The organism is Gracilimonas sp. (assembly GCF_014762685.1).
Lineage (GTDB): Bacteria > Bacteroidota > Rhodothermia > Balneolales > Balneolaceae > Gracilimonas.
Window position 1 is genome coordinate 634,736 of sequence record NZ_JABURM010000005.1, and the last position, 17,502, is coordinate 652,237.

Annotated in this window: 16 protein-coding genes; 6 read left to right on the forward strand and 10 right to left on the reverse strand. The window is 40.8% G+C overall.

Annotation, left to right across the window (positions count from 1 at the left end; genetic code table 11):
* Window position 1 precedes the first annotated feature (1 nt).
* From HUJ22_RS02850 to HUJ22_RS02890, 9 genes are all read right to left on the reverse strand, one after another.
* The gene (locus tag HUJ22_RS02850; protein WP_290873463.1) at window positions 2-826 is read right to left on the reverse strand and encodes a hypothetical protein; all 825 of its coding nucleotides are present in this window, start codon (window positions 824-826) and stop codon (window positions 2-4) included.
* 120 nt (window positions 827-946) lie between these two features.
* Window positions 947-1,483, reverse strand: coding sequence for a hypothetical protein (locus HUJ22_RS02855; RefSeq protein ID WP_290873466.1), 537 nt, complete (start codon window positions 1,481-1,483; stop codon window positions 947-949).
* Window positions 1,484-1,754: 271 nt separating this feature from the next.
* Window positions 1,755-2,282 carry a hypothetical protein gene (locus tag HUJ22_RS02860; protein WP_290873469.1) on the reverse strand — a complete coding sequence of 176 codons (528 nt, stop codon included), beginning with the start codon at window positions 2,280-2,282 and terminating at the stop codon, window positions 1,755-1,757.
* Window positions 2,275-2,925, reverse strand: a complete 651-nt coding sequence (locus HUJ22_RS02865; RefSeq protein WP_290873472.1) for a hypothetical protein — start codon at window positions 2,923-2,925, stop codon at window positions 2,275-2,277. The genes HUJ22_RS02860 and HUJ22_RS02865 overlap by 8 nt, the downstream gene beginning before the upstream one ends.
* Entirely contained in the window at window positions 2,922-3,428 is a 507-nt protein-coding gene (locus HUJ22_RS02870; RefSeq protein WP_290873475.1) for a DUF4402 domain-containing protein, read from the reverse strand. Before HUJ22_RS02870 ends, HUJ22_RS02865 begins: the two co-directional genes overlap by 4 nt.
* A gap of 245 nt (window positions 3,429-3,673) precedes the next feature.
* On the reverse strand, window positions 3,674-4,798 hold the full coding sequence (locus HUJ22_RS02875; RefSeq protein ID WP_290873478.1) for a hypothetical protein: 1,125 nt from the start codon (window positions 4,796-4,798) through the stop codon (window positions 3,674-3,676).
* A 15-nt stretch (window positions 4,799-4,813) separates the two neighbouring features.
* On the reverse strand, window positions 4,814-5,440 hold the full coding sequence (locus HUJ22_RS02880; RefSeq protein WP_290873481.1) for a hypothetical protein: 627 nt from the start codon (window positions 5,438-5,440) through the stop codon (window positions 4,814-4,816).
* A 12-nt stretch (window positions 5,441-5,452) separates the two neighbouring features.
* Complete coding sequence (locus tag HUJ22_RS02885; protein WP_290873483.1) at window positions 5,453-5,968, reverse strand: hypothetical protein; 516 nt, start codon at window positions 5,966-5,968, stop codon at window positions 5,453-5,455.
* 172 nt (window positions 5,969-6,140) lie between these two features.
* Window positions 6,141-11,360 (reverse strand): invasin domain 3-containing protein, encoded by a 5,220-nt coding sequence (locus tag HUJ22_RS02890; protein WP_290873486.1) that lies wholly within the window; start codon window positions 11,358-11,360, stop codon window positions 6,141-6,143.
* Window positions 11,361-11,582: 222 nt separating this feature from the next.
* On the opposite strand from HUJ22_RS02890, the gene HUJ22_RS02895 reads away from it, so the two are divergent.
* From HUJ22_RS02895 to HUJ22_RS02920, 6 genes are all read left to right on the forward strand, one after another.
* On the forward strand, window positions 11,583-12,284 hold the full coding sequence (locus HUJ22_RS02895; RefSeq protein WP_290873489.1) for a sugar phosphate nucleotidyltransferase: 702 nt from the start codon (window positions 11,583-11,585) through the stop codon (window positions 12,282-12,284).
* 1 nt (window position 12,285) lies between these two features.
* Entirely contained in the window at window positions 12,286-13,149 is an 864-nt protein-coding gene (gene rfbD / locus HUJ22_RS02900; protein WP_290873492.1) for a dTDP-4-dehydrorhamnose reductase, read from the forward strand.
* Window positions 13,146-13,691, forward strand: a complete 546-nt coding sequence (gene rfbC, locus HUJ22_RS02905) for a dTDP-4-dehydrorhamnose 3,5-epimerase (protein ID WP_290873495.1) — start codon at window positions 13,146-13,148, stop codon at window positions 13,689-13,691. The genes rfbD and rfbC overlap by 4 nt, the downstream gene beginning before the upstream one ends.
* A gap of 1 nt (window position 13,692) precedes the next feature.
* The gene (gene rfbB / locus HUJ22_RS02910; protein ID WP_290873498.1) at window positions 13,693-14,697 is read left to right on the forward strand and encodes a dTDP-glucose 4,6-dehydratase; all 1,005 of its coding nucleotides are present in this window, start codon (window positions 13,693-13,695) and stop codon (window positions 14,695-14,697) included.
* An 84-nt stretch (window positions 14,698-14,781) separates the two neighbouring features.
* A complete protein-coding gene (locus HUJ22_RS02915; RefSeq protein WP_290873501.1) occupies window positions 14,782-15,255 on the forward strand; it encodes an EVE domain-containing protein in 474 nt (157 codons plus the stop codon).
* Window positions 15,256-15,568: 313 nt separating this feature from the next.
* Window positions 15,569-16,372, forward strand: a complete 804-nt coding sequence (locus HUJ22_RS02920; protein ID WP_290873503.1) for an alpha/beta fold hydrolase — start codon at window positions 15,569-15,571, stop codon at window positions 16,370-16,372.
* Here the strand turns inward: HUJ22_RS02920 and HUJ22_RS02925 are convergent.
* Entirely contained in the window at window positions 16,369-17,421 is a 1,053-nt protein-coding gene (locus HUJ22_RS02925; RefSeq protein WP_290873505.1) for a hemolysin family protein, read from the reverse strand. The genes HUJ22_RS02920 and HUJ22_RS02925 overlap by 4 nt on opposite strands.
* Window positions 17,422-17,502 lie beyond the last annotated feature (81 nt).

Genomic DNA, 17,502 nt, shown 5'->3' on the forward strand with positions numbered 1-17,502 from the left:
TTTAGGGGATTGTTACAGTGGTTGTTGCAGTGACGGGTTCCATTTGAACGAGATCATCTTGAGAAATATCACTTCTTCGCGTTTCAAAATTTACTTTAACCGTATACTCTCCGGAGGGGATCTCAGACAAATCCATTTCCATCTTGTGAGTTCCATCAAAATAGAGCGTAGTTGCATTAAAATTTTGAGTAATAGTGTTTTCAGCATTATCAATTAAAGAGGCTGTGATGGTACCTAAAAATGGTGAATTTCCCGTTCGTTTGTAATCTGTTAATACAGTTAATAGCTGATCATCAACAGATGGACGTATACTATCTACAACAATACCGGTGCTGACTTGTCCTTTTTTGTAATAAAGTCCGGTAATTTGTTCCAGTCTTATGCCTACCTGAGCAGAAACATTATCCTCTGTTGTTATTTCCAAAGCCCGGCTTTCCGGAGTTGCCAGGGTTTTTATTCTGGCCCAATAAGTGCCATCTGTAAAGTCATTGGGTGGATTAACTCGTATCCGGACAACCTGACGGGTGTTTGGCGTCAATATAAAATTCTGAGGAAAGGCTCTGATAGCGCTTGCAATAGAATGTTCTTTTTCAAGAGCAGTATCAGATGAAACCGTTGTTCTGTTGCCATTTTCATCTATTTGGCTGTAAGCAAACAGAAAGTCAATTGAAATTTCCTGATTTTGATCAGAGTTATTAATCACAAGGTATGTCCCAAACCTATTGTTGTGATCAATAAACAGATTGGTAGGGGCAATGGTAATTTGCGCTACACCAACCACAGCAGAGCTCAAGAACCAGGTAAGAAGTAAAATGATTTTTTTCATAGCATATTATCTCAGTCGTAATTAGCACAAAACATAATCAAAAACTAAAACAAACAATAGGGGTAAAAAAAAAGCCATACTTTTTCTAATAAGTATGGCTTTTAAAATTTTTAAAGAAACTTATTGGTGTGTTACAGCGATGGTGATATCCCCGGTATAAGTCTCACCGGAAACACCGGCTGAAGCATCTGTTATCGATCCACCAACGAAAATAAAGAAATCAGTATTTGTTCCGTCGCTTGTAGCTGTAAATGACCCTGAAGTTGCACTAGCTAATGCTGTAGCACTTGTAGGGTCAGCAGTACCGGAAGTACTTTGGTAACCTGCACCGGCATCAGCCGCAAAAGTTAAAGCAGTTCCTGAAGTTCCGGTCGTAGTCAAACTGGCAGGATAAGTTATCGCAACATCCATGGTTGCGCCTTCAGTAGCACCTGTAAATTCAGCCCATCCGGCACTGGCAGTGTTGTATGCAATTGATGGAGTAGCGGAGGCAAGTATTTGCCCGAAGCTCAAAGCACTGGTTGCACCTGCTGAAAGATTTGAAATTATTTCAGCAGAGGCCTGTACCGTTTGATTCGTTGGTGTTTGCGCCAAAGCACCTGCTGAAAAAATACCCGCCATTGCAAATACGGTTAAAAGAGTTTTGAGAGTTTTCATAATCGTGAGATTGAGTGTGTATGTTTTTTTAATTTCTGAGAGAAAATTATCGAAGTTCTTTGGGTAGTCCAAGTTAGATACTCTTAATTAAGACGTCCTAACGTTACTTTTGCTTGCCTGAAAAGTGTCCTGTAGATGATCCATTTTCGCTACTAAGGTAATTATTGCGTTTTAGAATTTAGCTTAGATTTCTTTAATGTTTCCGAATGGAGAGGGCGGGCATTAAACAGTGATTCATGCCGTCCTTTTTTGGAGCCGGCTATAAATTTTCTCAGTCGTAATCTATACTGAGTATAATATCGCCTGTATAAACGCCATTGGGAATGTTACCGACTTCAATGGCACCATAGACATAAATGAACATTTCTTTCCAGATTTCGTTATCGAATTCCAATTGGGTGTTTTCCCGTATAGATAACATTCCATTATTGGAAGGAATGGGGGAAGAGGTGAGCGGGGAATTAGTTCCGGAATTGTTATAAGAAATGTTTAGCTCAAGCGGGATTTCTGCTGCTATCCCCGGTTCATTTATAGTTAATACATCCGGGTATTGTAGATCGATATACAACGTTTGGGTATGAAAAGCACGGATTTTAAAAATACCTATGTTTGCATCCCCAAGCTGGACTTCAGTTCGTCCCGAGTTGGTAATCTGTGTCCCAAAATCCAAAGGTTGCTCTACAGTTGCGGAAATTTCGGGCTCAATGGTAAGTTGTAAATTTATAAACTGTGCTTTTGCCGGTATGGTTAAAAGTAAACACCAGGCAAAAACTGATATTTGTGCTGTGTCTCTAATCATAACTGACCGTGATCGTAATGTTGCCTGTATAACTCCCGGAGTTCACGATCCCGACGTTTAAGGAGCCATAAATATAAAGATAGGCTGTTTCGTTGAAAACGGCCGGATTATAACCTTCATGCGGAGGTGTTGGAGGCGGGCCGGGAGGGCGGTTCCCTCTGGCCAGTATTGGAAACTGTGCACTGGCCATATTGGAAGTAACTTGCATTAGTACCGCTTGGTTGGTGTCATTACTCCCCCTGTTTGCATAGGCAGCCTGAAGGGTAAAAGGTATACAGTTTGTAAAAGAAGCGTTACAGCTCACATCGTTATCCAAATAAAGATAGTTGTCTGCAGAAATATCCACTAAAACATCTAAATATTTAACTCCTTCAATCATTAGTACTTTTGCATTAAAAAGATCAATGGACTTTAACCCCTCGTTTTGAAGAGTCATTCCAAAATTCAAAGTCTCGGAAGGATTTAATTCTGAAATTGTGACCCCATATTCACTGCTGAATTCCCCGAAATTTATTTCTTGAGCAGACAGTGGGTTCGTGAAAAATAAGCCTAAGAATAAAAAAATAATAATGGCGGAAGCAAGTCCAAATAAGTTATTTGGTTTGTTGAAAAATATTGATTTATGTGTGATCGATGGAATCATATGTAGTCAATCTCAATAGTGAAATCCCCTTGGTAACTGCCGGGTGCAGCGTTTTGAAGGTCAATCCGCCCACCTACCCAAATATAATATCGTCCTTCACTGTTGAAGCGAATATTACGGTTATCAATTTCCAATAATTCTGATGTAGATTGGTCTTCCCGTGAACTGCCGGATATTTCGTAGGTGAATGTTATACTTGAACTTCCATTTGTTTGGACTAATTCTCTTTGAGGTAGATAATTCAATCGAAATTCAGACTCAGGAGTTCCAATAGCGATCATATATCCCGCATTTAAACTGGTGATAGGATTAATGTAAATTTCTCCTTGTTCCGGTTGCATATCACCGAACCTTATGGAATTCACCGTAATGAGTTCAATGGATTGCATAACTTGAGCACTCACATTGATGTCTGCAGAAATCCGGTTATCCTCCGAGCTTTGACCATAAGCTTGTTGAAGACCTAAAATGATGAATAAAGCTATGATAAGAGCATTTTTCATAAGTATCGATATATTGAATCGAGGTATAATTATACACTCCAAATATCTCCTTAAATGTATAGTAAAACCAGTTAGTATATTTTAATTCGAGCTAACGATTAGCAATTCAAGACATTGAAAACTTAAAATAGCAAAAGGGATAATATGTCCGGGCTTAGAAAGGGGGAGAGGAGAGGAAAGTATAAACCAAAAATAACAGAAGCCGGATGTCCGGCTTCTGTTAGTAAATGATAAGAGAAAGTAATTTAGCTGCCGAGATAATTTGTATTCACCGTTGTAACGGCTCGGGTATATTTATTTTGCTGGACGGCATCTGCAGCAGATTTTTTAGCATAATCCTCACCTTCACAGTCATAGTTGATTTGAATGTTTCCACCCAGATCTATATCAATGGGGTTAGGGTTGTCTGATGTGTGCCCAACCAATACAGAACCATTGATAGTAGGTGTGCCGCGACCGTCAAATAAAGAGGCGTTCTCAAATATTACCAATCCATTAAACTCAAAGTTACCCCTAATGTCAAGAGTATTATCTAAGGAGTCAGCATATTCCATATAGGCACTGCCTTGAATAATCATAATACCATATCCCTCTGTTTGCTGGCCGGTTAATCTCACATTTCCGTCTATAAAAAAGACCCCAGGTTGATCCGCAGTTCCCAAAGTACCGCTGTAATCAGTGTTAACGGTGGTTGCATTCCCTGAGTCTTTTAAGCGGGCAATCAGTTCATCTGTTGGTTCATAGTTTAGGGTTGGGTCTACACCTACTCCATTGTCTAACACCAAATCAGGGTTAGCTAACAGGTCATCTTGAGTTGCTTCTGAGTTGGCGATAATAGCGGGTTTATCTTCGGGGCAGTGAGGTGCGAGACCATTAATTTCATGTGCAGCACCGTCCGCGTTTAAAGTTCCATAACCGGTAGGGAATTGCAAGGCCCCGCCAAAGTCGGGTACCAAAGAACTGAAGCGCTCTTTCAAGTAAATACTTACCACTTCTGCCGTAACTTCTTTAGATTGATTTCCCTGGGCTATATTTTGAGTTCCTTTAGAAACAATCCGCAGAGAATCAGTATCCCAATAGTTATTGGTTTGACTGTTATTGAGAGTATCTATATAAAGCTCAAATTTCCTTCCGTCAATAGTTCCACCCCAGGGATTATCTTTTGTATGAGTGGTGACAAAGGTTTCATCTTTATTGATTTCCTGCATAGCTAACTGAATGGCAGAATGAGCTGTATTTTTAGCCATTGTAAATTCTGCATAGTTAACAGTTTTTTGGGTTAGCTGATTTCCATGCCGTGAAGTATTGATATTCACAATTCCCATGGTGATGAGAACCCCTAAACATATAATTAACATTGCTCGTCCCATAATAGGTCACCTTTTTTAGTTATCAAGATTTGTTGGAGAAAATCGTTTTTCCCATGCCGATCGTATATAGCGCATGTTATTTGAACCATATCGAATAGGTTCCGCACTTTGTAGTTCCAAAGCGATATAAACCTGTTTAATTGAATCTCTCAGAGCTGAACTTACCGGAGTAGACATGTACTGGCCATCAGCTGGTAAAGTAGACTGGCCATGTTCATCAAAATACCATAATCGGAACTTGGTTACACCGGTTTTGATTTCAGTAACTTCTTCTATACCGTTTTTTTCAACTTTTCGGAGTAAAATTTTGTCGTTTGGATTTTGAGTTTCGCTTACCGGATTATTTGTTAATTCCCAGGTTATTAATTCAGGAGAGCCGGTAGTAAAACGATCTACTTTTCTGTAAAATTGAATTTTTGATGAGTCAGCTATTGTGACAATATTCGGAGTAGTTTCAGTTACATTGTAACCCATATTTGGAATATCGTCATAAAGTAATTCGATTAATACAGCGGCTCTTTCCTTGGTAAGGTGCATCAGGGTAACTTCGGCACTGCTGTTTGTGACACGCATATTCATCATAAGTATAGAAATCAATATGATGCCCGCAATAATGTAACTGGTAATGAGTCCAAAATTCATAGGTTCTCCCTCTTAATCTGCGTAATAATTACGAATAAAAGCTAACTGGTAGGTTTTAATCTGATCTGAATTATCCGTGAGAAACTCACTTTTAATAGTTACCACAATCTTTTTGAACGTAGATTTTGAAGAGGTAAATGCAAAAGTACTTTCATCAACATAATGAACTTCCACGTCAATATTAAAGTCTCCGTGTGCTGTCTTTACAACTTCAGAATGACCGTCATAATCGTCAAAATCATCATAATCCTGTCTGGAGGTTTCTCCGTCAGGCCCTAAACTTCCATATCCTACAAAGTCTCCCGGAATAAGGGCGGGGGGAAGTTCTTTACCAACCGTTACCTCATCAAATTCTTTGGTTTGGGCCTCTTCGATAATTTCTTGTCCCAGGGCAACCACCTCTTGCTCCAATTCACCTTCAATTTGGATGGTAGTATTCCGGTGAATCAAACGATTTGAGTTCGACAAAATCACCGAAAAAATGATCATGGCAAACATCACGTAAAAAAGCTCTGAATATCCTGACATGGTGATAAATTTTATTTCTGTTTATTATATAAAATATTAAAAAATTTTAATATTAAATAACCTCTTTTATATAAGAGTTGTACAACCGTTAATTGTTACGAATTAAATATGGATACTGTTTGGATGAATACAAATTAGATTTTTTTATCTAATCGGATTCCTATGGTATCGGCTATTTAATTAAACTCATTTTTTTAGTAAAAACCCCATCTTGAGTGGTTAGCCTATAAATATACATACCGCTTGCAAGGCTATTTGCATTCCATTGCACTTCATGAAAGCCGGCCCGGTAATTTTCATCGATCAAATCAGCTACTTTTCGGCCCAGAATGTCGTAAATACTGAGCTGTACGCGCCCCTCTAAAGGTACGGCGAAACGTATGGTAGTGGTTGGGTTAAAAGGGTTCGGATAGTTATTGTACAGTTCAAAACGCCCCGGTAAGCCTTCTGCATCTTCACCGGGTTGAATCCGGAGGAAAAATCTTGCCTTTTCTTGCTGACCGGATGTTTTGGATTTGAGGTCAGTATCAGAATTCCGAAGCGTAAAATTTTCGATGGTGTTATTAACTGCTACTTTTTGTGAGTTTTGTTCCAAAGAAAAAGTATAAGAATTTTCTTTTCTGAGATTGGTCTTTTTACTGGTCTTTGTGTCTTCTAAAATTAAAGTCCAGGCAGCGGGTACATCACCAAATTCAGGCCAACTGATCGTATAACTTCCATTTAAAGGGATTCCATCAGTGAAGCCCCCTACATGAATAGGAATTGAAATTTCAGTTCCAAAGCTTCTGGCCAGGTTATTGATTGCCAGTTCAGTCCCGTCATTACGGGTGCTGTAAAACTCCAGGTAAGTATTGGTATCAAAAGGTAACAGACGATATGCATCCCGGATGTCTTTACCATTACTGCCATCCGGTGAAAGGGTGATATGCATGGCTTTTTCCTGCCCGTCGGCACTTAATTTCATACCTATGGCAGCCGGGTTTCGGCGTTCTTTGCCGGCAAAGGTGCCGCCGGTTGTTTTATTTTCTACTCCGATACTTAATTCCGGGTTTGCAGCATTGGCTTTCACCCAAAAAGCTTGAAAAGGACGAATAATGCCATTGCTTAGTTTTATACCCTCTAAATCACCGCCCCCAATTCCATTCCAGTATAGATAGTCGTTTGAGCTTGGATCCCAGACATATATTACGTTATCTATATTGGTTTTTGTCCATCCGGGAGCATCCCAGTCAATGCTTGCGGCAAAAGGATTACCCACCAGATTCCACCCGGTATCCGCATCGGCGGTATAGGTTACCGGGAAAGTGAAGGTAGTGCCGTTTCCGTTATGTTCACGTCCTTCAATGTCTAATGTCAGAGGCAGGGGGGTGTTATATCGGTTGTCTGTTGATATATCTCCAAAAAAGTAAACAAATAGGCCTTGACCGGGTGTCATCATGTTGTTGGCATCAGCCGGGGCCCGCCATCTGTCATTGTCGGTTGCAGGTAAATTATTTTCGTTGGTTCCGTAGCTTTCCAGGTAATAAAGAACATTAGGCTGAAGAGAGTCTGATGCAGCATCACCAAGGCTGGAATTCGGATAGCCTTGAGTGACTGTTTTATCGAGAAAATCAGCATAGGTGGTATCAAGAGGAGGGGAGATCATGCGCCAGCCTTGTGTTGCACTAATGTTTCGGCGCATCCGAATGGTACCGTTATTATAAGTGATGTTTGGTGCTATAAGGCTTTTGCCTGAGCTGATAATAAGAGGGCCATTTTCAAGAGTCAGAGCTCCGGATACTATTACATCTTCAAAAGTACGCACTCCCGCGGTATTATTTATAATCGCATTTTTCATCTCGCTGAGCCCGGCAATTTGCTGTTGCTGTAAATCGGGATAATCAACAAAATCTTCGTCCAAACGAATACCGAATATTACCGTTCCTTCACTGGCATCAACATTTCCAAGCCCGGAATTACCCCTTAAAACAAAGGTGTTATCATTCAAAATGAAATTTCCATCACCTGTAATCTCAGTTTCAACATCTATGGTGATTCCTGCACCATTAGCTAACTCAAAAGTTTGGTCTGCAGCAATATTGACGGTACTTACATCGATAAGGTCTGTAGCTGTAGTAGCGGTTACATCATTTTCTATATTTAAATTCTGAGCAAGAAAATTTTGAGTGGATATCGTTTGTGGACTTACCCCATTCATAGTTACAAAAGTTCCCTCCGTACGCGCCAGGAAACTGCCAATGGAGATATTGCCTCCAACTTCAATAGTAGTGTTGGCGCCTGCTGTAAAGGAACCTATACCTGAAAAACTTCCACCTATGGCAATATCCGTGTTATCCTCAATATCGAGAGATCCATCAATCTGGGTGTCACCGGATACTGAAATGGCATTCCCGCCAAAAAGTGTTAAAGAAACATTTTCTTGAATCTCAAAACTTCCGATGGTAATGTTTAAATCCAATACCGGAACTTCACCAACATCCGGTATAATTACGTAATCATCAGAAGTTGGCACACCTGATGTCCAGTTATCCGGATTAGTCCAGTCAGTTTTGTTATTAGTCGGGCCGCCTGCTCCTGCTGTCCAGGTGTTTGGGACCAAAATATCTACAGTATCCCTTTGAAAAATAATAGTAGCCGGAGAATTTCCAAAAGAGCCGGTTATTTCAATTAGCTCTATAGTAGTAGATGCGGTAAGCGTGTCGGTATAATTAAATTGGGTACTGTTCCAGGAAATACCTGAAAGAGATGCGTCAGGGGCACCTGATGAAGGGGCACTATTTTCTTCAAGCTGTTCTAAAGCAAGACCTACGGTTTCTTGCGTAAGCACCCGGTTGGAATATTCATCACGAAGGATGACAGTTATGACAGATTGAAAAGCCGGATCATTTTGCAGTACTCTGGGGCTTGCTACAACCTGCGACTTTACAGCCGAAGGAGTATTGGCTACTATCACAAATGTTTTACTGGTGCCATCCACATCAAAAAGATCATCAGCAGTGACAGTTACTGTAGCCAGGTTATTGCTTTTAGTTAAAGTGATAGAATGTGAATTTAAAATCCCACCGGAAAGTGTGGCAGCAGCTCCTGAAGCAATAACCGAATTGGTGCTGATGGTTACATTCCCATTAAAGCCTTCAACCCGATTACCGGAAATATCAACTGCTTCAATATCAATATTGAAAGGGACTCCTGCGGTTTGGGTATCGGGAACGGCAGAGGTTTCGGGAAGTGAAATAATAAAACGATCTACATCACCCGGGAGAAATTCTACGGTTGCAGAATCAGTTATGGCTCCTGAATTAATCGTACCTCTGATTGTAGCAACTTCGCTGGCATTTTCAGACGAGGTCAGGCTGGTGGTAAAAGTGCCGTCAGGCTGATCTGTAGATGAAACTGTAGTTACTTCGCCCGGGAATGTACCTGCATCTGTGGTAAGCTCTATAGTCTCTGAACCACTTGTTAGGTTATTCCCAAATTCATCTTTAAGCTGTACAGTAATGGCAGAAGTACTGTTACCGTCTGCAACAATGGAAGTAGGGTCAGCAGTGATTTCTGAAGTTGTTAGATCGTAAACAGTAGGGGTTACGTTGAACTCATTACTTTGTCCTGAACGATTCAATGAATCATTTTCAGCATAAATCCGAGTCAGACCGGCAGTAGTAAGTGTGATAGCTGTATCAAGCACTCCCTGGACAAAAGCATCTGTCGTGAATTTAGTCACGATAGATCCATTAAGCAGAATATCAGAATCAGAGGTGACCATTACGGTATCGACACCGCCATCAAAATTAGTAAATACATTATTATTTCCGTCAAGTGCCCTGATGCGAATATCAAAAGCTTGTCCGGCCACTTGTTCACCAATGTTGGTTTCACCGGTGGTTTCAATTACAAATTTTGCCAGGTCATCGCCACTGATAATTTCAAAATCATCACTTACAACCGGTGAATTAATTCCGGTGAACCCTGCTGTAAAATTAACGACACCAACTGGAGCTTGTCCCGGACCGTCTATTATCAAATTTCCAAAAACAGCTACACCGTTTGCATCCGTATCACTAGTCAGTGTTGAGGTATTCTTAAAATAGGATTCATTACTAATGGTTACAGTTACGACACTATCTACGTAATTTCCGTAATTATCCAGCAACTGGATTTCTACGGGAGGATCAATCGTCGAGTTTTGAGCGGTATTGGTTGGTTGTACCAGATAGGTTAAATCAGTAGCTGTGTTATGATCAACTGTAATGGTATTGGTTGTAATAGCACTAAATCCGAGGCTCGCAACGCTCAAATTTATACTATTTGCAATATCAGTAGAGAGGTCGTCGAAGGTGATCACACCATTCACAGCTTGTTTCGATAGAGTTCCCGAAAGTGTGCCATTTCCGCTGCTGATACTGATCGTAGCTTTAGTTGTATCATCAGTGGTAACCAGGTTCCCAAATTGATCGAGCAGATGAACAATAGTGGAATTTGAAAATGGTTCTCCTGCAGTTGCTGTGGATGGTGGTTGTGTGCTGAATACCATTTCAGCCGGTGATCTCGGAAGTACTGTTATATCTTGCGACGGAGTTACGGTCACATCGGCGTAAAATGCTTCGATTTTAGCGGTTCCGGTTTGTTGTGATGAAAAAACAGCACTTTTAAGATCGTCAGCTGGAATAACAGCTCCCTGGGTAATCGTACCGGTAACATCAATTAATTTCCAGTCAGTTTCACTTGCAAGGGCAATATTCTCAATGAAATTACCCCCAATGTCTCTGGCAATGGCATAAACGGTAAGCGAATTTCCGGCTAAAATATCCTGTGCAGGTACAATAACGCCATTACCATCAGCTTGTGTTTCCACACTGACTTCTGCAATGGAGCCGGCTTCTTTACTTAAATCCCCATAATTAGCATCCGGGCCGGTAGTTCCGGTATTACTGATAGTATTTATGTCAGGTATATTGGTATTGGCGGGTCTGAGTTGTAATCCGGAAATCTCTATACGCCCCGGTCCTTGGCCATTTCCACTGGTAGTGCTTTTCCTGTCAATGGTGAACACAGCTTCTTGTGTATTATTGAAGCCGGTAAAACTGGCATCAAGTTGAGTATTGGCAGCACCTGTGGCTGTAATGGTGAGCGTTATTTCATTAGCGGTTAAAGCCGTATTCCACTCATAGCCTGCCGGTAAAGTCAGGATGATTGTTCCATTCTCAGCCAGTTGTCCGGTGGCCGTTTCGCGAATGGTAGGGCCAGTTAAGCTTACATAACCGCCAGTTACAACTGAATCGACAGAAATATTGGTTCCGCCGGATGCACGTATAACGTCCTGAGCTTCAGCCTGGTTGGCCAAGGCTGTGATCGCTACAAATGCTGCAAATAATATTTTTAGAGCTTTAGCCATTACTTCTTTTAATTCTGACTAAATATAATCAGTATTACAACCGTGAACTGATAGATTAATCAATTCTAACTGCCTATAGAATATTTATATCTTCTTACAGATAATGATAAATTCTGATTTCAAATTCATTGTAAGAAAGGGTAGTTTAAACGAGTGTAACAGGTTTAGGTGAAATTCACACCTGTGTTGAACTAGCATAAATTTTTAGATAAAAAAATTATAATGAAAGGTATTATTCTCGCAGGCGGTACCGGTTCCAGGCTTTATCCTTTAACCAAGGTTACAAATAAACATCTGCTCCCGATAGGGGAGAAACCGATGATTTATCATCCCATTGAAAAGTTGACAGAAGCCGGGATTGAAGAAATTCTAATTGTGACCGGAACGGAGCATATGGGTGATGTAGTAAATTTACTGGGCTCAGGAAAAGATTTTGGCTGTCGGTTTACTTACAAGGTTCAGGATGAAGCAGGGGGTATTGCCCAGGCTTTAGGGCTTGCCGAAAATTTTGCCGGAGATGAACCTGTAATAGTAATTTTGGGAGATAATATTTTTGAGGCTTCACTGAAAAAGGCCGTCAGTAATTATGAAGGAAGCGGGGCTCAAATCTTGATAAAAGAAGTTCCAGATCCTCAGCGATACGGTGTAGCCGAATTAGATGGTGGACAAGTTATTTCTATCGAAGAAAAACCGGATAACCCCAAAACTAATTATGCAGTCACAGGAATTTATTTTTACGATTCCAAAGTGTTTGAATGCATAAAAACGCTGACACCCTCCGGCCGGGGAGAGCTGGAAATTACGGATGTCAATAATTTTTATATCCGGAAAGGGGAAATGAAAAGCACGGTATTGGAAGGGTGGTGGACAGACGCCGGAACCCCGGAATCCTATAAAATTGCTAACGAGTTGGCCAGAGGTTAAAATGCGGATTTTGATTACAGGCGGAAATGGACAGCTTGGCAATGAATGGGTCAGATATCTGAATAAACAGGGTGTTGAATTTATAGCCCTTCCATCTTCTGATCTGGATATTACCGACCATGAAGATGTGAGACGTGTCTTAAGTAATTTAAAGCCGGACAGAATTATAAATTGTGCAGCTTATACGAATGTGGATCAGGCTGAGGATGAACAGGAGAAGGCTTTTGCCGTAAATGAAGGAGGGGTTAGAAACTTGGGAGACTATTGTGCTTCCAATGGTATAAAATTGATCCATTTTTCTACGGATTATGTGTTTCCCGGTACGGAAGAAGATTATAAGAAATACCCGGAGGGTTACACGGAAGATCACCCCACTAATCCGATTAATACCTATGGAGAAAGTAAGCTGGCCGGAGAAAAAGCAATAGAAAGATCAGGATGTGACTACTTGATTATCCGTGTGTCATGGCTGTGTGGGAAATTTGGAAATAATTTTGTGAAAACGATGTTGCGACTGGCTTCTGAACGGGATCAGTTGAGCGTTGTGCATGATCAGTATGGTTGTCCTACTTTTACTCAAAATGTAGTGGAGAATGGTTGGGTATTACTGGAAAATAATATATCAGGAACTTACCATCTGACTTCTAAAGGGAAAATTACCTGGTATGATTTTGCAAAAGAGATTTTTACTCAATCAAAGACAGACGTAAAGTTAGAACCCGTAAGCAGCACCGAATTTCCTGTTAAAGCCAAACGTCCGTCTTTTTCACTGTTAAGTACTCGAAAAATTGCTAACATCCCCGACATTTCTCTTATTGATTGGAAGAAAGGATTAACAAATTTGTTGGCAGAACTTAAATCATGAAAATATCTGAAACACGTATTCCTGCAGTTAAAATAATTGAACCCCAAGTATTTGAAGATGACCGGGGATATTTCTTTGAAGCTTATCGGAAAGAAATGCTCAGTAACGCCGGAATTGAAGAAGAATTTGTACAGGATAATGTTTCAAAATCTTATAAAAATGCCGTTCGTGGATTACACTACCAAATTGAAAACCCACAGGCCAAGCTGGTGCAATGCGTTAAAGGAGCAATTCTTGATGTGGCGGTGGATTTACGGCAGAATTCACCCTCCTTCGGGAATTACGTGGCTATTAAATTATCGGATGTCAGCAAGCGGATGCTGTACATTCCCCAGGGATTTGCCCATGGTTTTTCGGTGCTTTCCGATGAAGCCATTGTGACCTATAAATGTTCAGATTATTACAATGCCGAAGGGGAGCGAGGCATTCGTTGGGATGATCCATTGATTCGAATAAACTGGGATGTACACCGTCCTATACTTTCCGAAAAAGATCGAAAACTCCCATTATTCTCATCCATCAAAGAAGAAGACTTATTTTAATATGCGCATTATTGTAACAGGAGGAGCTGGGTTTATAGGTTCTAACCTTATTTTAAGACTTTATGATCAACATCCGGACTGGGAAATTCTCAATCTGGATAAACTTACTTATGCCTCGGACCAAACATACCTGAAGTCCCTGAAAGATTCAGGCAGATACTATTTCAAGAAAGTAGATTTGGTAAACAGGCATGAGGTCCACGATGTAGTACAAACATTCAAACCTCAAGGCGTTTTTCACTTGGCAGCAGAATCTCATGTGGATAATTCTATACAGGGACCGGAGCCTTTTATTCAATCTAACATTGTAGGAACCTTCAATATTTTAGAAGAATGCCGCTTGTTTTGGAAGGAAGATGAGGAGTCGTGGAAAAAATATCGATTTCTGCACGTTTCCACGGATGAGGTTTATGGAGAACTGGAAGAGGATGGATTTTTTAATGAAGAAACTCCTTATGCACCTAATTCACCGTACTCAGCTTCTAAAGCCGGCAGCGATTTTATCGTCCGTTCTTATTATCAGACCTATGGAATGAATGTGGTAACAACCAACTGCTCAAACAATTATGGTCCGCATCAGCACGATGAAAAACTTATTCCGGTAGTGATCAGAAATGCTATTAATCATAACGAAATACCGGTGTATGGAAAAGGGGAAAACATTCGAGACTGGTTGTTTGTACATAATCATTGTGATGCTTTAGAAGTGGCTTTCAACAAAGGTAAGGCTGGAGAAACGTATACTATTGGCGGGAATAATGAATGGAAAAATATAGACCTGGTTCGCAAAATTTGTGACATCCTGAATGAAGAGGTTGGGAAGGGTCCTGATGGAGATTATAAGAACCTGATTACCTTTGTGTCTGATCGCCTGGGACACGATTTCCGTTATGCCATTGATGCTTCCAAAATAAAAAATGAACTCGGCTGGGAACCCTCTCAGGATTTTGACGGAATGCTCCGCCAAACAATTTTGTGGTACGTAAACAAGTATAATTCTAAGTGAATGAATGTTAAATGCTAAATGTAGTTTCAACTGTTTAGCATTTAACATTCAAAATTTAAAATTCAAAAAGAACAAATCGAGATTATGGCTAAGAGACAGTATTGGTTAATGAAATCGGAACCGGAAGACTACAGCATTGACGACCTTAAAAAAGATGGGGAAACCCCCTGGACAGGAGTCAGGAATTATGGAGCCCGTAATTTTATGCGTGATGAAATGAATGTGGGAGACGGGGTTCTTTTTTATCATTCTAACATCTCAACGCCGGTTATTGTGGGAGCGATGGAAGTATCGAGTGAGCCATATCCCGATCCGCTACAATTCGATCCCAATTCAAAATATTTTGATGAAAAAAGCTCTGAAAGCGAACCTCGCTGGCAATTGGTGGATGTGAAATTTGTTCAGAAGTTTGAAAATCCCGTTACCCGAGATGCCATGAAGGAAGAAGCGGCACTTGACGACATGGAATTATTTCGCCTGGCTCGCCATTCCATCACTCCAGTGCGAGAAGAAGAATGGAAAAAAATTCACGAAATGGCCGGCGCTGAGATTAAGTAGTTTCGGTTGGAAGATAGTTTTAAAAAGTTGGGTTTTTCTATCCAATATAACAGTGTACTATCCCTTCGGGATTTGTTGGAATGTAGATATGCTGCACCCCGGACTTGCGTCTGGGGCTATTTTCTGTCGTCACTCTGTGACTGTTTGAATCAAGCATTTCCAACTCAAGTTGATATGCGGAACCATTACCCATTATCCTGCGTGAGTATCGCATATGAGCAATATAGTCCCGGATGGGACGGCATAAAACAATCCTTTCAACACCGGGGTTTTTTCTTATATATTTTATCTTCTTTCTCAAATCAATTTGTTCATGGATCGAATCAAAAAATTCTTGATCTCAACCGGTACTGTACTCCTTGTATCCTATGTCACTATTTGTGGATATTTTTTCTTTGTGCAGGAACACATCATTTTTCGGGCAACACCATTAGATACAGACCATACATACGCATATCACTTTTCTTTTGAGGAACGATGGTTTGAGCCGGAAGAAGGCGTTAAAATTCATGCCATTCACGCTTTTGCAGATTCAGCCAAGGGATTGGTCATATATTTTCATGGAAACCGCGGTTCAAACAATACCAATCAAACCAAATTTAACCTGTTTCTGAATGAGGGGTATGATGTTCTTTACCCGGATTATCGGGAATATGGAAAAAGCACCGGAAGGCTCTGGAATGAAGATGATTTAGTGGGCGATATGAGATTCTTGTATTCCCAAATGGCGAAGGAATACGAAGAAGATTCGATTATTTTGGTGGGATATTCCCTTGGAGCCGGAGTTGCTGCAGAAATAGCTGCAGTTAATGATCCCAAAATGCTGATTATGTGGACACCATTTTACAGTCTGCTGGATATGAAAGACAACCAATTTCCATTTCTCCCGGATTTCCTCGTTCGTTATCCTTTAAGAACCGATTTGGCACTTCAGAAAATCGAAGAGCCGATACATATTTTTTATGCGGAGGAGGATCAGGTTTTACCGGTTGAACAGTCTCTGCGGCTCACCGAATTTCTGAAAGAAGATGATAGTTATCACGTGCTGGAAGAGCAAGGCCACGGTTGGATTTATAGAAATGGAGAGCTGGTGGAAAAGATAAAATCAATTCTTTAAGTCTTTAGTAAATCAAGTGGGTCTTCTGCGTTGCCAATAATGGCTTCAATAGCATCGGTAAGAGTTACAAGCCCAATGATTTTTTCATCTTCCATCACCAAAGCCAATTCATGATGCTCTTCCTGGAAACGGTCGATCAATGTACTGGTTGGCAGATCCGGAGAGACAACCATTTTTGGCCAGTCAAAATCGTCCAGCACTTTTCTGCCTTCCAGCAGATCTTCGATATTGGCGGTTATTTGAGGCGTATATAATATTCCCTTGAAATCATCAACAGACTTTCCCACCAGGGGATAACGGGTATGCATATTTTTGCGGATGATGTCCAGATTATCTTCAAAGGATTTTCCCGTGCTAAGGCTTAAAATTTCATCCCGGGGAATCATGATTTCTTTGACGGGAATATGTTCGATTTCCAGCGCGTTGAGGACCTCTTTCTGTCTGTCATCATCAAGATCACCGGTTTTCAGAAGAGATACCATTTTCGACCGCATGTCTTTTTTAGCAGATGAGGATTCCCCATTAATCCATGAGCGCTCCATCTCTATACCAAATATCCTCAGCGTGGCCTTGGTAACCCAATCCCCAAAAAGAAGAAAAGGATAGATCGAATAGGTCCACCAGTAAAGAGGTGTTGCACAGTATTTGGCTACTGTTTTTGCACGCTCAACGCCAACATACGTTGGTGCCTGCTCTCCCCAAATAGTATGTATGATATTGATGACAGTAACGGACAATACAATGGAAATGGCATGCGTTGAAACAGCCCCGATTGAATCGGTGGCAAAGAGTAATTTAATGAGCTCGGTAACTGCCGGCTCTGCGATCACACCTAACAAAATACTGGTGGTTGTGATACCGATCTGACAGGAGGTGAGGTAGATTTCAAGGGTTTCCGTCATTTTCCATGCGCGGTTCAGGCCGGGCGTGTCTTCAAGCTCATCGCGGTTGTATTGGCGAAGTCGGGTGAGGGCAAACTCAGTAGCCACGTAAAATGCATTCAGTAAAAGAAGGATGAGCCCGCTAAATAAGCGTATAAATAATTCCATCGATTCTATGTGATCTGACAGTTACGCTGCAATAAAATGAAACAGGGTGACAAGTTCTGTCGCTGTGCATTATTATATTTA

Excerpts from the sequence above, each read along its gene's own strand:
- HUJ22_RS02870 (WP_290873475.1), bottom strand. The coding sequence starts at position 3,428 with ATGAAAAATGCTCTTATCATAGCTTTATTCATCATTTTAGGTCTTCAA.
- HUJ22_RS02860 (WP_290873469.1), bottom strand. The coding sequence starts at position 2,282 with ATGATTAGAGACACAGCACAAATATCAGTTTTTGCCTGGTGTTTACTT.
- HUJ22_RS02855 (WP_290873466.1), bottom strand. The coding sequence starts at position 1,483 with ATGAAAACTCTCAAAACTCTTTTAACCGTATTTGCAATGGCGGGTATT.
- HUJ22_RS02880 (WP_290873481.1), bottom strand. The coding sequence starts at position 5,440 with ATGAATTTTGGACTCATTACCAGTTACATTATTGCGGGCATCATATTG.
- HUJ22_RS02850 (WP_290873463.1), bottom strand. The coding sequence starts at position 826 with ATGAAAAAAATCATTTTACTTCTTACCTGGTTCTTGAGCTCTGCTGTG.
- rfbC (WP_290873495.1), top strand. The coding sequence starts at position 13,146 with ATGAAAATATCTGAAACACGTATTCCTGCAGTTAAAATAATTGAACCC.
- HUJ22_RS02875 (WP_290873478.1), bottom strand. The coding sequence starts at position 4,798 with ATGGGACGAGCAATGTTAATTATATGTTTAGGGGTTCTCATCACCATG.
- HUJ22_RS02895 (WP_290873489.1), top strand. The coding sequence starts at position 11,583 with ATGAAAGGTATTATTCTCGCAGGCGGTACCGGTTCCAGGCTTTATCCT.
- rfbB (WP_290873498.1), top strand. The coding sequence starts at position 13,693 with ATGCGCATTATTGTAACAGGAGGAGCTGGGTTTATAGGTTCTAACCTT.
- HUJ22_RS02885 (WP_290873483.1), bottom strand. The coding sequence starts at position 5,968 with ATGTCAGGATATTCAGAGCTTTTTTACGTGATGTTTGCCATGATCATT.
- HUJ22_RS02920 (WP_290873503.1), top strand. The coding sequence starts at position 15,569 with ATGGATCGAATCAAAAAATTCTTGATCTCAACCGGTACTGTACTCCTT.
- HUJ22_RS02865 (WP_290873472.1), bottom strand. The coding sequence starts at position 2,925 with ATGATTCCATCGATCACACATAAATCAATATTTTTCAACAAACCAAAT.
- HUJ22_RS02915 (WP_290873501.1), top strand. The coding sequence starts at position 14,782 with ATGGCTAAGAGACAGTATTGGTTAATGAAATCGGAACCGGAAGACTAC.
- HUJ22_RS02890 (WP_290873486.1), bottom strand. The coding sequence starts at position 11,360 with ATGGCTAAAGCTCTAAAAATATTATTTGCAGCATTTGTAGCGATCACA.
- rfbD (WP_290873492.1), top strand. The coding sequence starts at position 12,286 with ATGCGGATTTTGATTACAGGCGGAAATGGACAGCTTGGCAATGAATGG.
- HUJ22_RS02925 (WP_290873505.1), bottom strand. The coding sequence starts at position 17,421 with ATGGAATTATTTATACGCTTATTTAGCGGGCTCATCCTTCTTTTACTG.